This is a genomic window from Campylobacter sp. RM5004 (assembly GCF_022369455.1).
Lineage (GTDB): Bacteria > Campylobacterota > Campylobacteria > Campylobacterales > Campylobacteraceae > Campylobacter_E.
On sequence record NZ_CP059599.1, the window covers coordinates 44736 to 59057 of the forward strand.

The window sequence follows — 14322 nt, forward strand, 5'->3', positions numbered from 1 at the left end:
AAGTTATGATTAATGATTTAATTTCAGATTCACTAACTCGTATTAGAAATGCAGCTCTTCGCAGATTAGATACAACAAAACTTTTACACTCAAGAGTTGTAGAGTCAATTGTTGATATTTTTAAAGCTAAGGGTTATATTGAAGATTATAGCGTTGTAGAAGAAGATAAGAAAAAATTCATCAATGTAGTTTTAAAATATGATGAAAAAGGCAGAAGCGTTATTAATGAAATTAAGCGTGTTAGCAAACCTGGTCGTAGAGTTTACCGTGGAAAAGATGAAATCAAAAGATTTAAAAACGGTTATGGAACAATAGTTGTAAGTACTAGCAAGGGTGTTTTAAGCAATGAAGTTGCTTATAAAGAAGGCATCGGTGGCGAAGTACTTTGCACTATTTGGTAATTAATGCTTTTTATGGCATTCGGAAAGCTTAAGCTTTCCCTAGACAAATAAAAAGGAAAAATATGTCAAGAATAGGAAAACAACCAATTGAAATTCCAGCTGGAATTTCTGCTAAAGTAGATGGCAATGTTCTTACATTCACAAAAGGTAATGTAAAAAAAGAACTTGATTTTAAAGGGCATGTAAATGTTGAAGTAAAAGATAATCAAGTTGTATTTACACCAAAAAGTGATGATAGAAGCTCAAGAGCTTATTGGGGAACATATAGGGCTTTAGCAAACAATATCGTAATAGGCCTTACACAAGGATTTAAAAAAGTATTAGAAATCAACGGTGTTGGTTATAAAGCTGCTATGAAAGGTAAAACTTTAGAAATGGCTTTAGGTTTTTCACACCCAGTAATTTTTGATGCTCCAGAAGGTATTGAAATAGCAGTTGAGAAAAATACTATTGTTATTACAGGCGCTGATAAGCAAGTAGTAGGTCAAGTTGCAGCTAAAATTCGTGAATTCAGACCACCAGAGCCTTATAAAGGTAAAGGTATTAAGTATTCAGATGAGCGTATTATTCGCAAAGCTGGTAAAACATCTAAGAAGTAAGGGATAAGTAATGAGAGCAAATATCTTAAAAAGAAAATTATCTCTTAGAATTAAGAGAAAAAAGAGAATTCGTGCAAAAATTAATGGTTGTGCAACTTTACCAAGAGTATCTATTTTTAAATCAAATAGAACACTTTATGTTCAAGCTATTGATGATGTTAAAGCACATACAATTGCTAGTGCAAATGGTAAAAAATTAGGTATTAAAGCAAATATTGAAGGTGCTAAAAAATTAGCAGCTGAATTTGCTAAAAACTTAAAAGCAATCAAAGTTGAAGAAGCGGTTTTTGATAGAAATGGTTATTTATACCATGGTGTTGTAGCAGCTTTTGCTGATGCTTTAAGAGAAAACGGTATCAAACTATAAGGATAAATTATGGAAAAATATAATAGAGAAGAATTTGAAGAAGTAATTGTTGATATCGGTAGAGTTACAAAGGTTGTTAAAGGTGGTCGCCGCTTTAGATTTACAGCACTTGTAATTGTTGGTAATAAAAATGGTCTTGTAGGTGTTGGCTATGGTAAAGCTAAAGAAGTTCCTGATGCTATTAAAAAAGCAGTTGATGATGCATTTAAAAACATTATCTCAGTTAAACTTCGTGGCCAAACAATTCCACACGATATTGAAGTAAAATACAATGCAAGCCGTATTTTATTAAAGCCTGCTAGCGAAGGTACTGGAGTTATCGCAGGTGGCTCTAGCCGTCCTATCATTGAACTTGCAGGTATTAAAGATATTCTTACAAAATCACTTGGTTCATCAAACCCAGGCAACGTTGTAAGAGCTACAATCAAAGCTTTAAGTATGTTGAAAGGATAAAAAATGGGACTTGAAAATTTACAAAAAGCAGCTGGCTCTACTCATAAAACAAAAAGAATAGGCCGTGGTCAAGGTTCAGGCTGGGGAAAAACTGCTACAAAAGGTGGTAAAGGTCAAACAGCTAGAAAAGGTTATAATGAAAAAAGAGGTTTTGAAGGTGGTCAACAACCATTACAAAGAAGATTGCCAAAAGTTGGTTTTACTTCTAAGTTTGAAAAACCTTATGTAATTAATGTTGAAAAAATTGTAGCTATTAAAGAACTTAAAGAAATTACATTTGAGAGCATTAAAAGTGTTCACAGATTTTCTTCAAGTGTTAAGAAAATTAAATTAATAGGTGCAAGTGCTAATTCATTAGCATCAAAAATTAAAGACGAAAACATTAAAACTAGCGGAAGTAAATAATGAATAAAAATCTTGCCAATAAAATTTTTATAACATTGGCGCTTTTATTTGCTTACAGGATACTGGCATACGTGCCAGTTCCTGGTGTGAATGTAGATGTAATTAAAGAATTTTTTGAATCAAATACAAACAATGCTTTAGGTATGTTTAATATGTTTAGCGGTAAAGCTGCTGAAAGACTTTCAATCATATCTTTAGGCATAATGCCTTACATAACTTCATCAATTATTATGGAATTACTTGCAGCAACATTCCCAAATATCGGTCGTATGAAAAAAGAGCGTGATGGAATGGTGAAGTATATGCAAATTATTCGTGTAGCAACTATTGTTATCACTCTAATTCAAAGTGTTGGGGTTTCAGTAGGGCTTCAAAGCTTACACTCAAGAACAGGTGAAGCAGCTATTATGATTGATTTTAATACATTTATAGCTTTAAGCGCTGCTAGTATGTTAGCTGGAACTATGTTGCTTATGTGGTTAGGTGAGCAAATTACTCAAAGAGGTATAGGCAATGGTATTTCATTAATTATTTTTGCTGGTATTGTTTCTGGAATTCCAAGTGCAATTTCTAGCACAATAAATCTTGTAAATACAGGCGAGTTAAACTTCTTAGTAGTAATCGGAATTGCCTTAGTTATTATTGCAGCAATTGGTGCTATTATTTATGTTGAATTAGGTGAAAGAAGAATTCCTATTTCATACAGCAGAAAAGTTTTAATGCAAAATCAAAACAAAAGAATTATGAACTATATTCCTATAAAGCTAAATCTTAGTGGTGTTATCCCTCCGATTTTTGCTAGTGCTATTTTGACATTTCCTGCAACGGTTTTACAATCAAGCACAAATGAATATATTATGAAATTTAATGATATTTTCAATCCAAATGGCTATGTATTTCATATATTTACATTCTTTTTTGTTATCTTTTTTGCTTATTTTTATGCATCAATCGCATTTAATGCAAAAGATATTTCAGAAAACCTAAAAAAACAAGGTGGTTTTATTCCTGGTATTCGCCCAGGCGAAGGAACAGCTCTTTATTTAAACGAAATTGCAAGTCGTTTGACATTAAGCGGTTCAATTTATTTAGCAATTATCGCTACTTTACCTTGGCTTTTAGCTAAATTTATGGGAGTTCCATTTTATTTTGGTGGAACATCAGTTTTAATTGTTGTTCAAGTAGCACTTGATACTATGAGAAAAATTGAAGCTCAAATGTATGTGAATAAATACCAAACCTTAAGTGCAGTAGGCTTATGATAATTAATAGGCAAATATTTTTGCCGATTTTTTTGGCTATATTTTTTGCGTCTTGTTCGCAAAATATAGCCGATTTAGAATATGAAGAAATTAATAGTTTTAAACAAGATAATATAATTTTAATAGATGAGATTTATGCAAATTATCCAGCTCAAATGTTTGAGCCAAATGCAATTTATGATTCTAAATTAAACCTAGAGCTTACAAAAAATCCAAATAAAATGATTGAAAAAATATTAATAGCAGCTCATTCTTGGCGTTATACTCCATATAAATTAGGCGGAACGAATAAGAATAAAGGTGCTGATTGTTCTTCTTTTACACAAGATATTTATAAAAATGTTTATGGTATTAATTTAGAAAGAACTACAAAATATCAAAGACTAGGCGGAGAAAAAGTTTCAAAATCTAAGCTAAAAGTAGGAGATTTATTGTTTTTTAAGACTGATGGCCCTTTTGGTTTACATGTTGGAATATATCTTGAAAATAATAATTTCATACACTTATCTTCAAAAGGCGGAACAAGAATTCAAAGCCTTAATGTAAGATATTGGAATACTAGATACATAGAAGCAAGAAGGTATGTAAATGCTAAATAAAATAGCCATATTTGATAGTGGAGTAGGTGGTCTTGGAACTTTAGATTTATTAGTAAAAAACAAAATCGCAAAAGAAATAATATATTATGCTGATAATAAAAATGTCCCTTTTGGAACAAAAAGCAAAGAAGAGATTTTAATAATAGGTCAGAACGCTATTGATTATTTAACAAGTTTAAATGTAGATTTAATAATACTAGCTTGTAACACAGTTAGTTCAATTTTAAACGAACTTAATGTAAATACAAAGGTTTTGCCTATTAGTGATTATGGTATTTTAGGACTTAGTAAAATAGCAAATAATCAAAACACCTTAGTAGTTGCAACAAAGGCTACTATTAATTCAGGTATATATCAAAGAGCTTGTGAAAAATACAATATAAAAGCAGATTTTATAAGCCCAATTTCTTTTGTTCCAATAGTAGAAAGTATGCAATATTCAAAATCAAGCGAATATTTTGCAGAGTATTTTCAAAAAAATGATTATGAAAATATACTTTATGCTTGCACTCATTATCCGTTTTTAGAAAAAGAGTTTAAAGCTTATTTTCCTAAAGCAAATTTATTAGACCCTGCAAAAATCCTAGCAACTACGATGAAAAATGAATATTGCAAAGAAGAATTTGAATTCGGAATTAAGATTGACTTTAAAGCAAGTAAAGACATTAAAATACTTCAAGATTTTTATGAAAGGATTAAAAATGTATGATATTTTAGTTAAACCTTGTGGTGAATACGCTACAAATTGCTATATAGTAAAGCATGAATTAGGCGATATTGTGATTGACCCAGGTAAAGGAGCATTAGAATTTATAAAAGCAAAATCTAAAAAAGTTGTAGCTATTTTAAACACTCACGGACATTATGATCATATATGGGATAATAAATTAGTAGCAAATGAATTTCAAGCTCCCATTTATACTCCAAAAGATGATATTTTTATGCTTGAAGATGATGGCAGTGGCTATTTAAGCAGTAATGATATTTCAATTGCTGTTGGCGATAAAGAAGAATTAGTTTTTAATGGTTTAAAATTTACCTTTCATCATTTTGCAGGACACACGCCGGGTTGTTCTATAATAGAATTTGATAATCTTTATTTTAGTGGCGATTTTTTATTTGAAAGAAGCATAGGAAGATGGGATTTTGAGTTTTCAAATGCTGATGATATGGTAAAAAGTCTAGAAAAAGCAAAATCTTTAAAAGATGATTTTTATTTACTTCCAGGTCATGGAAATCAAACAAAAGTTAGTTTAGAAAAACCGCATTTTGATTCTTGGATAAGATATATTAAACAATGCTAATTTTTATTTATATACTTATATTTTTTGGTTCAATGGCATGGTTTTTTCAAAAAAATTCTCCAAAAAATGAAACAATAGCAAAAATCGGCAGAAGATGCCCTTGCACAAGGCTTGCAAAAAGTGGATTTTTAAGCAAATTATTGATTTATACTAGCATTGCTGTATTTGTAATTAATGGATTAATGTTAGACTATGTAGGATTTAATAAAGATAATGCCTTTCAATTATTCTTAGCATTAGTGCTTGTATTTTTAGGTTATAAAGTTAAAAAGGAATAGAAATGATAGAAATAAAAAAACCAATAGAAATAGAAAAATTAAGAGTTGCAAATAAAATGGTTGCAAAAACGCTAGATTATTTACAAACTATAATAAAACCAGGAATTTCTTTAAAAGAAATAGATAAAGCAGCCGAAAATTATATTTTAAGCCTTGGTGCAAAACCAGCATTTAAAGGTCTTTATGGCTTTCCAGGTGCAATTTGCGTAAGTCTTAACGAAACTTGTATTCATGGAATTCCTGATGATAGGATTTTAAAAGAAGGCGATATTGTAGGTTGCGATGTTGGAACTTTTATAGATGGATATTATGGCGATGCTGCAAGAACTTATGCAGTTGGAAAAATCTCAAAAAAAGATGAAGAATTAATTGCTTGCAGTAAAGATTGCCTATTAAATGCAATTAGCCAGATTAAAGAAGGTATGAGATTTAAAGAACTTAGCAAGATTTTAGAAGATTTTATTCGCTCTCGTGGTTTTGTTCCATTAGAAGGGTTTTGCGGACATGGAATCGGTAGAAAACCACACGCTGAGCCTGAAATCCCAAACTATTTGCATCCAAATGATAGTATAAAAAATGGTCCAAAGATTAAAAACGGAATGGTATTTTGCATAGAGCCTATGATTTGTCAAAAAGACGGAAGACCAAAAAATCTAAAAGGAATGTGGGAAACAGCCTCAATGGACGGCTTAAACACAGCTCATTACGAGCATTGCGTAGCTATTGTAAATGGAAGAGCTGAGATTTTATCAATTGATGAGTAATTTATGGATATAAAAACAATTAAGCCTAAATTAGATTTTAGCAATGTTTTATATTTTGTATTTATTGCTTTGATCATTGCAATAACACAAGGAGTTTTTAAAGCAGGCTTTATTTATTTAGGCATATTTTTCTTAATTTTACTCATAATATATATTTATGATATGCCTATAACTGAAGTTGTTTTGTATGATGGTGGAATAGCAATAAGTTTTATATTTTTTACAAAAAATATAAAACTAAGCGATATTAAAAGTTATAAAAGAAAAAGAAATTGCTTAAAAATTAAAGCCAATGGTAGATTTTATTCAAATATAAAATTAAAAAATTTTCATAAAAATAGCATTGATGAAATAATAAATCATTTAAATACTGCTAATTCTTAAAAGTCTTGGAATTTGAATTAGGATTTTTAATTTCCTAATTCAAATTCTTTATTCAACCGTTACACTTTTTGCTAAGTTTCTTGGCATATCAACATTTGCACCAACACGATTTGTGATTTCTAGTGCAAATAATTGCATAATTACCATCATTTCAAAAAACTCGCTTAGATAATGCTCTTGTTCGCTTGTTTTTATAAAATCATCTGCTTCAACAAACTCAATAGGAGAAATTGCTAAAATATTTGCATCTCTTGCACTTAATTCTAAAACATTTGAACGAGTTTTATCATAAAGAATATTTTTTGGCATAAATGCGATTGTGAATAATTCACTATCAGCAAGTGCAATAGGACCATGCTTCATCTCACCTGCTGCGTAGCCTTCTGCGTGCATATAGCTAATTTCTTTTAATTTTAGTGCAGCTTCAAGTGCAAGCGGATAGAATAAATCTCTACCTATAAAGAAAAAGCCGTGTCCGTGTAAATAGCGTTTGCTTAAGCGTTTTAGTTTATCGTGGGTTTGTTTATTTACCTTTAAAACATTTGATAAATTTTTTATCGCTTCAAGTTCTTTTGTTATATTTAAATCTTTATTTTTATTTAAATATAGAGCTAGTAGCCATAGGTTTAGCATTTGAGCACAAAAGGCCTTTGTACTTGCAACACTTTTTTCAATTCCTGCACGAATTAAAATACAATAATCAGCACTTCTTGCTATGCTTGAATTATCAACATTACATAATGCTAAGGTCTTAAGCCCTGCATTTTTTGCTATTTTTAGTGCTTCTAGTGTATCGGCTGTTTCGCCACTTTGTGAAATACAAACAAATAAAGCATTTTTATCTAAAAAGCCTTTTTTGTATCTAAACTCACTAGCGATTTCTACACGACATTCAATTAAAGCCTCTCTTTCATAATAATAACTCATAGCAAGTGCTGCATGATAGCTTGTGCCACAAGCACAAATTATGATTTTGCTAAATTCCTGATTCAAATTCTTTAGCTCATCAAAACTTACTTTATCGTTTGCAATTCTTCCTATTAATATGTTTTGCACGATTTGGCTTTGCTCGTAGATTTCTTTTTCCATAAAGGTATCAAAGCCATCTTTTAAAGCACTTTCTTTATCACAACTTAGTTCTTTAAACTCAACCGAGCCATTTAATAAATGTATGCCACTTTTATTTATATAGCCAAAATCTCCATCATTTAAATACGCTACTTTTTTGCATACTCCAACCAAAGGAGCATCGCAAGATGCTAAATAAAACTCATCAGCTTTTTCACCTAAACCTATTATTAAAGGAGCATTTTTCTTTGCGAAAAATATAGTATTAGGAGCTTTTTTTGTAATTAATAAGATAGCAAAAGCACCATCAAGCTTTTTAACAACTTCGCTAAAGGCTTTTTGTGGTTCTAAATCTTTTGCATATTTTTCAAATAAATGCACGATAACTTCGGTATCGGTTTGCGAATTAAAATTAATATTTTTTAATTCTTCTTTTATTTCTTTGTAGTTTTCAATAATTCCATTGTGAATTACACAAGAATATTCTCCATAATGTGGATGAGAGTTTATATCATCAGGTTTTCCATGAGTTGCCCAACGAGTATGACCTATCGCAACGCCTTCTTTATTAAAGCTTAAATCATTCATAAAATTAGCTAGATTTTCTAGTTTTCCTGCTTTTTTATAGAAGTTTAGCTCATTGTTTTCTAAAATCGCCATTCCAGCACTATCATATCCACGATATTCAAGCTCTTTTAAGCCTTTTAAAATAATTTCTTTTTTTTCTAATTGTCCTAAATAACCGACTATTCCGCACATTTTTTATCCTTTAAATATAAAAATTATGCTAATTTATAGTAAGTTGTTAAACAAAGATAAATATAATCGTTTTTCTTTTTTAAGGATGGTAAATGGATATTTTAGAAGCGTTAGAAGAAGGAAAAAGATTAAGCGAAGAAAATTGCTACAAATTATACGATTTAGATTTGCAAGTCTTAGGATTTTACGCTAATAAAAAGAGATTAAAACTTCACGGAAAAAAAGTTTATTTTAATTGTAATCGCCACATTAATCCTACAAATATGTGTGTTGATACTTGTGCCTTTTGTGCGTTTTCAGCTCATAGACACAATCCAAATCCATATCATCTAACCCACGAAGAAATCTTAAAAATAGTTGATGATACCGTTACTCGTGGAACGAAAGAAATCCATATAGTTTCAGCTCATAACAAAAAAGGTGGTTGGGAGTGGTATTTTGAAATTTTCAAAAAGATTAAAGACAAATACCCACACTTACACATCAAAGCCATGACAGCTGCGGAGATTAATTTCATTGCAAAAAGTTTTTTCAATGGTGATTTTAACGCAGTAATTGAGAAAATGTTAGAATTTGGAGTTGATTCTATGCCAGGTGGCGGTGCTGAAATTTTTGATGAGAAAGTCAGAAACGAGCTTTGTGCTAGCAAAGTAAGTTCAACAGATTGGCTTAAAATTCATGGGCTATGGCATCAAAAAGGAAAACAAAGTAATGCAACAATGCTTTTTGGACACATAGAAAGTCGTGAAAATAGAATTGACCATATGCTAAGATTAAGACATCAGCAAGATATTAGCAAAGGTTTTAATGCTTTTATTCCACTTGTTTGGCAAAAAGATAATTCATTTTTAAAAGACTTAAAGCCGTTAGGAAGTGTTGAGATATTAAAAACTATTGCAATAGCAAGATTAGTTTTAGACAATATCGCTCATATTAAGGCTTATTGGGCTACTTTAGGGCTAAATCTAGCAATGGTAGCACAAGAATACGGAGCAAACGACCTAGATGGCACAATTGAAAAAGAAAATATTCAAAGTGCTGGCGGTGCAAAAAGTGCGAATGGTATTACTCTGCAAGACTTCATAGATAATATCAAAACATCAAATTTAATTCCAATAGAAAGAGATAGTTTATACAATGAAATCAAGGAATATTGATTGAAAACAAAAGTTTTAAACATCAAAATCAATAACACCATTCAAAGGACTTATCTATGAGCTAACAATTCTTTTTACTTTTATTTATTTCAAATTTAGGTGCTTTATGCGAATTATTTTTTAATAAAGGAAAAAAATGGACTTTTTTAAGTTAAAAGAGAATAACACAAGTGTTAAAAACGAGTTTAATGGTGCGTTAGCAACATTTTTATCAATGCTTTATATTATTCCAACAAATGCTTTCATAGTAAGCAATACAGGGCTTAGTGTAGAAGCTTTAATGCTAGCAACAGCTTTAGTTACAATAATTGCAACAGCTTTTACAGGACTTTTTGCAAATACACCAATTGCAATGAGTACAGGCATGGGACTTAATGTATTTTTTACATTCTCAATGTGTAAAGGGCAAGGAATTCCAGTAGAAACTGCCTTGGGGGCTGTTTTTATAAGTGGTTTTATATTTTTAGTATTATCGTTTACAAATTTTCGTATTTTTATTCTAAAGAGTATTCCTGAAGACTTTCGCCGTGCTATTAGTGCTGGTATCGGATGTTTTCTTGCTTTTATGGGAATGAATCAAGCTCACATTGTTGCAGCTGATCCTGTAACACTTCTAAAAATAGGTAATTTTGCTGACCCTAATGTGCTGTTTTGTTTATTTGTTTTATTTTTAATTGTTTGCTTTTGGGCGTGGAAAATTAAAGCAGGTTTTATTTTAGCAGTTTTAATAGGAAGTATTATTGCATGGACTTTTGGCATAGGTGGAGCAAAGTTACCGAGTGAATTTGTAGCAATCCCAAACTTTAGTGAAAAAGATGGGCTTATGAGTATTTTTGCAAAACTTGATATTTTAAGTGCTTTAAGTTTATCGGTTTTACCTGCTGTTATGACACTTTTTGTAACTCAATTATTTGATAGCATAGGAACAATTACTGGCGCAGGAATTAGGGGTGGAATATTTGAAAACAAAAAAAGAGCAGATGGAAGCTTTGATGATAGTGGGGACAAAAAATTAGGAAAAACAATGATAGCAGATGCTGCAGGAACTTGCATAGGTGCTGTTATAGGAACTTCTACTGCTACGGCTTTTGTCGAGAGTAGTGCGGGTGTAGAAAGTGGTGCTAGAACTGGACTTAGTAATATTTTCTTGGCTTTAATGTTTTGTTTATGTATATTTTTCTTACCATTCTTTCAAGCAATTCCTGTAAATGCAATTTATCCTATTTTAATAATGGTTGGAATTTTAATGTTTATGGAAGTTAGTCGCATTGATTTTAAAGACCCTGCTAATAGTGTTGCAACTTTCTTTACTGTTATTATGATGCCATTTACTTATTCTATTACAACAGGTATTGCTTTTGGCTTTATTTCTTATGTTTTAGTTAGATTGTTAAGAAAAGAATTTAATAAGCTAAGTGCTGGTATAATCGTAATCACAATTATTTGTATGGCAGTATTCTTGCTACAATTTATGAAATTTAATTAAAAGGTAAAATTATGTATAAATATACTTATGATGAATTTAAAAATGACTTTGAGCCATTTGCAAAACGCATTAAAGATGAGTTTAATCCTGATGCTTTTGTAGGGGTTGCTCGTGGTGGCTTAACGCTTACTCACGCACTTTCAACTGCGTTAAAGAGTAGAAATGCTTTTGTATTAAATAGCATTCATTATGATGGACAAAAAAAGCTTGATACAATTGAAATTACAAACATTCCTGATTTAAGTAAAGCTAAAAAAGTTTTATTAATTGATGATATTGTAGATAGCGGCGAAAGTCTTGACGCTATTAAGAAAAAGCTATTAGAAATGTATCCGCATTTAGAAATAAAACTTGCAGTTATTTTTTATAAACCAAGTGCGATAATTAAGCCTGAGTTTTGTGTTAAAGAAGCTAAAGAATGGATTAATTTCTTCTGGGATTTTGAAGCGTGATTTATGAAAATAATTTTTGCTATATAAAAAGCCATGAGAGTAATATCCCATGGCTAGAAATACATGCAAAAGATGAATATAAAGAATTAAGCAATGATTATGAAACAAGTTTAAAAATCTTTAAGCTCGCTATGTTTATAGAGCAAATTATGATTGAATTTTATAATCCTATTAAGATTAATCATGCATCATTTGCAAACTACTTGCCTAAAGCTCACTGGCATGTAATGGCTAGATTTAGCGATGATGGATTTTATCCTGAATGCATGTGGGGCAAACAACAAAACGAGCTTAAAAATTATAGAACTAATTTTAATGAATTTTGTAGTATTTTAGCTCAAAAATTATCGGAATTTGAATTAGGAATTTAATTCCTATTTCAAATTCTTTTTTATCTTTTTTAATTCCTTTAGCCTTATTTTATTATCTTGACTTATTTTCATGCTATATCCTACTTTTTGATTCATTAGACTTAAAGTAGCTTTATCTGGTATATTTTCTTTTAAAACTTCAAAGCTTACTTCAAAGTTTTCACCTAAACATTCAGTTATATACCAAGCTTTTGCAATATTTATATAATACTCATTGCTTTTAAGATTGATTACTTTCTTAAGCATTTCGTAATCATCATAAAAATACCTAATACAGCAAATTATCGCAAATCTTATTTTATAAATATGATTTGAATTAAGCCATTTTTCTATACATTTTTTTATTTTTTCCATATTATCAACAAAAGCATTAGGTTTAATGCTATCACAATTACTCCAATTATCTATAATGTCTAGTAGTTTATCTAAGTAATTAACAATCATTTCAAAATCATCAATCATATTTAAAACATAGATATATAATTGAATTTCTTCAAAGCTTTTAAAGTCAAAATTATCAAGAATTTCTTTTTCTTTTCCTGCTTTTACTATGTTTTTAGCAATTTTTTTAAGTTTATTATTTTTTACTCCATATATTTTATATTTCGTAAAAATTGATTTTTCACAATAATCTTTATATATTTTATCAGTATTATTTATTAAAAACTCTTCTATATTCATTATTTAAACCTCCAAATGGCATTAATTATATTACTATAATTACTTTTACTAAGTATTAACTAAGCTCTTTTAAAATCTACGCAACTTAGACTAGTTTTTTACTCCTTAAGAGTTTTATAAAATCCCTTGAAAAATCAAGGGATTTTCTCCTTTTAAAGATAATTCAAATTACATTTTTTAAAAAATTTATTTAACTTTAAGCTTAATTTTCAAATTTTATGCTACTATTCATTCACATTTTTACAAAAAAGGAGAAAAAATGAAATTAGTTAAATTAAGTTTAGCAGCAGTTGTTGCTGCAGGTTCGTTCTCATTTGCGAACGCAGTTGCTTTAGATGAAGCTATCCAAAATGTAGACTTATCAGGAATGTTAAGATACAGATATGAAACTACAGGCGAAAAAACTACAACTGGTAATGTTTCTAATAAAGAAAATGAAAGTGGACACAAATATAAAGCACAATTAAAATTTGGTGCTGACATTGCTGACAATTTTAAAGCTACAGCATTATTCCAATATTCAAATGCAGATCTATCATATGGTAAGAATGCATTTTTAGATGATACTAAAACATTTGCAGTAAGAGATGCTTACTTAACTTATACAAACTTTGATACTTCATTTATGTTCGGTAGAATGGAAATCGGTTCAATTTGGACAGATGACCTGTTAGGAACAGGATTAAAAGTAGTAAACAACAGCATCGAAAACGTAACTTTAGCAGCTTACGCTTTTGATAATTATAATAAAGATGGCGATTTCTTTTTACCATTAAAACATGAAGGTAAAATTTTAAAAGATGAAAATGGAAAAGTACTAGCTGGACATTCTGCTAAGAACCTATATGGTATTGCGGCTATAGCTAATTTTGATCCAGTAGCAGCTCAATTATGGGTTTCAAATATGGCTAGCTGGGGAACATTCTATGCAGTAGATTTCAATGTTGCTTTAGGTGACAAAGATGATTTCGCATACAATATTCATGCTCAATATGCAGGTAATAGCCTTAAGAAAGACAGAAAAGGCGATTCAGCTACGAACGGTAATTTCTATGCTATCGAAGCTGGTTTTGATGCGTTCGGTTTAGACTTCAATGTTGGTTATGCTGGCTTTGGTAAGAAAGATAAATGGACTCTTAACTCAGTTGAAGATAGTGGTCAATTAATAAACTACGGCGAGTTCGCTATGAAGGGTTATCAAGGTGGTTTTGGTAAAAAAGACTATGTTTTTGGAACTATCGGCTACACATTTGAAGACGTAAGATTTGCTGTAGATATTATTAACGGAACCAATAAAGTTGGCGAAGATAAAGAAAAATTATTTGAAGTTAAACCACAATTATCATATAAATACAGCGACAAGTTAAAATTCTCAACTTTCTATGCTTATGGTCAAACAAAAGATGCTATTGTTCTTGATGAAACAGGCAATGCTACAAAGGTAGATAAAAAGAAAGAGAATTTAATTAGATTCGAAGCTAAATATACATTTTAATTAATTGCTAGGCTTTAAGCCTAGCTTTTTAAAGATT

General features: G+C 30.2%; 19 protein-coding genes. 17 read left to right on the forward strand and 2 right to left on the reverse strand.

The features are described from left to right. Nucleotides 1-5 precede the first annotated feature (5 nt). The 12 genes from rpsH to AVANS_RS00290 all read left to right on the forward strand — a co-directional run bounded on the left by rpsH (nt 6) and on the right by AVANS_RS00290 (nt 6816). Nucleotides 6-401 (forward strand): 30S ribosomal protein S8, encoded by a 396-nt coding sequence (gene rpsH / locus AVANS_RS00235; protein ID WP_239817674.1) that lies wholly within the window; start codon nt 6-8, stop codon nt 399-401. A 62-nt stretch (nt 402-463) separates the two neighbouring features. Continuing rightward, nucleotides 464-1000 carry a 50S ribosomal protein L6 gene (rplF, locus tag AVANS_RS00240; RefSeq protein ID WP_239817675.1) on the forward strand — a complete coding sequence of 179 codons (537 nt, stop codon included), beginning with the start codon at nt 464-466 and terminating at the stop codon, nt 998-1000. A 10-nt stretch (nt 1001-1010) separates the two neighbouring features. Then, a complete protein-coding gene (gene rplR / locus AVANS_RS00245) occupies nt 1011-1367 on the forward strand; it encodes a 50S ribosomal protein L18 (RefSeq protein WP_239817676.1) in 357 nt (118 codons plus the stop codon). Nucleotides 1368-1376: 9 nt separating this feature from the next. Further along, on the forward strand, nt 1377-1820 hold the full coding sequence (gene rpsE, locus AVANS_RS00250; RefSeq protein WP_214116067.1) for a 30S ribosomal protein S5: 444 nt from the start codon (nt 1377-1379) through the stop codon (nt 1818-1820). A gap of 3 nt (nt 1821-1823) precedes the next feature. Further along, complete coding sequence (gene rplO / locus AVANS_RS00255; protein WP_239817677.1) at nt 1824-2225, forward strand: 50S ribosomal protein L15; 402 nt, start codon at nt 1824-1826, stop codon at nt 2223-2225. Next, a complete protein-coding gene (gene secY, locus AVANS_RS00260; RefSeq protein ID WP_239817678.1) occupies nt 2225-3487 on the forward strand; it encodes a preprotein translocase subunit SecY in 1263 nt (420 codons plus the stop codon). Before rplO ends, secY begins: the two co-directional genes overlap by 1 nt. Further along, nucleotides 3484-4086 (forward strand): NlpC/P60 family protein, encoded by a 603-nt coding sequence (locus AVANS_RS00265; protein ID WP_239817679.1) that lies wholly within the window; start codon nt 3484-3486, stop codon nt 4084-4086. Before secY ends, AVANS_RS00265 begins: the two co-directional genes overlap by 4 nt. Beyond that, nucleotides 4076-4795 carry an aspartate/glutamate racemase family protein gene (locus tag AVANS_RS00270; RefSeq protein WP_239817680.1) on the forward strand — a complete coding sequence of 240 codons (720 nt, stop codon included), beginning with the start codon at nt 4076-4078 and terminating at the stop codon, nt 4793-4795. The genes AVANS_RS00265 and AVANS_RS00270 overlap by 11 nt, the downstream gene beginning before the upstream one ends. Then, complete coding sequence (locus tag AVANS_RS00275; RefSeq protein ID WP_239817681.1) at nt 4788-5390, forward strand: MBL fold metallo-hydrolase; 603 nt, start codon at nt 4788-4790, stop codon at nt 5388-5390. The genes AVANS_RS00270 and AVANS_RS00275 overlap by 8 nt, the downstream gene beginning before the upstream one ends. Then, complete coding sequence (locus tag AVANS_RS00280) at nt 5384-5668, forward strand: hypothetical protein (protein ID WP_239817682.1); 285 nt, start codon at nt 5384-5386, stop codon at nt 5666-5668. The genes AVANS_RS00275 and AVANS_RS00280 overlap by 7 nt, the downstream gene beginning before the upstream one ends. 2 nt (nt 5669-5670) lie before the next feature. After that, nucleotides 5671-6432, forward strand: coding sequence for a type I methionyl aminopeptidase (gene map / locus AVANS_RS00285; RefSeq protein WP_239817683.1), 762 nt, complete (start codon nt 5671-5673; stop codon nt 6430-6432). Between the two features lie 3 nt (nt 6433-6435). Beyond that, nucleotides 6436-6816 carry a hypothetical protein gene (locus AVANS_RS00290; RefSeq protein WP_239817684.1) on the forward strand — a complete coding sequence of 127 codons (381 nt, stop codon included), beginning with the start codon at nt 6436-6438 and terminating at the stop codon, nt 6814-6816. A gap of 48 nt (nt 6817-6864) precedes the next feature. On the opposite strand, the gene glmS is transcribed toward AVANS_RS00290, so the two are convergent. Next, a complete protein-coding gene (gene glmS, locus AVANS_RS00295; RefSeq protein WP_239817685.1) occupies nt 6865-8643 on the reverse strand; it encodes a glutamine--fructose-6-phosphate transaminase (isomerizing) in 1779 nt (592 codons plus the stop codon). 92 nt (nt 8644-8735) lie between these two features. Here glmS and mqnE point away from each other — a divergent pair, with 92 nt between their 5' ends. The 4 genes from mqnE (at nt 8736) to AVANS_RS00315 (ending at nt 12109) form a co-directional block, all read left to right on the forward strand. Then, nucleotides 8736-9800: an aminofutalosine synthase MqnE gene (gene mqnE / locus AVANS_RS00300; RefSeq protein WP_239817686.1), complete on the forward strand. Its 1065-nt coding sequence runs from the start codon at nt 8736-8738 to the stop codon at nt 9798-9800. Between the two features lie 136 nt (nt 9801-9936). Then, nucleotides 9937-11286: an NCS2 family permease gene (locus AVANS_RS00305; protein ID WP_239817687.1), complete on the forward strand. Its 1350-nt coding sequence runs from the start codon at nt 9937-9939 to the stop codon at nt 11284-11286. An 11-nt stretch (nt 11287-11297) separates the two neighbouring features. Continuing rightward, nucleotides 11298-11738 (forward strand): phosphoribosyltransferase family protein, encoded by a 441-nt coding sequence (locus AVANS_RS00310; RefSeq protein ID WP_239817688.1) that lies wholly within the window; start codon nt 11298-11300, stop codon nt 11736-11738. Then, nucleotides 11735-12109 carry an HIT family protein gene (locus AVANS_RS00315; RefSeq protein WP_239817689.1) on the forward strand — a complete coding sequence of 125 codons (375 nt, stop codon included), beginning with the start codon at nt 11735-11737 and terminating at the stop codon, nt 12107-12109. Before AVANS_RS00310 ends, AVANS_RS00315 begins: the two co-directional genes overlap by 4 nt. A gap of 3 nt (nt 12110-12112) precedes the next feature. On the opposite strand, the gene AVANS_RS00320 is transcribed toward AVANS_RS00315, so the two are convergent. Next, nucleotides 12113-12790: a DNA alkylation repair protein gene (locus tag AVANS_RS00320; RefSeq protein WP_239817690.1), complete on the reverse strand. Its 678-nt coding sequence runs from the start codon at nt 12788-12790 to the stop codon at nt 12113-12115. Between the two features lie 259 nt (nt 12791-13049). On the opposite strand from AVANS_RS00320, the gene AVANS_RS00325 reads away from it, so the two are divergent. Continuing rightward, a complete protein-coding gene (locus AVANS_RS00325; protein WP_239817691.1) occupies nt 13050-14285 on the forward strand; it encodes a major outer membrane protein in 1236 nt (411 codons plus the stop codon). The last annotated feature ends 37 nt before the right edge of the window (nt 14286-14322 follow it).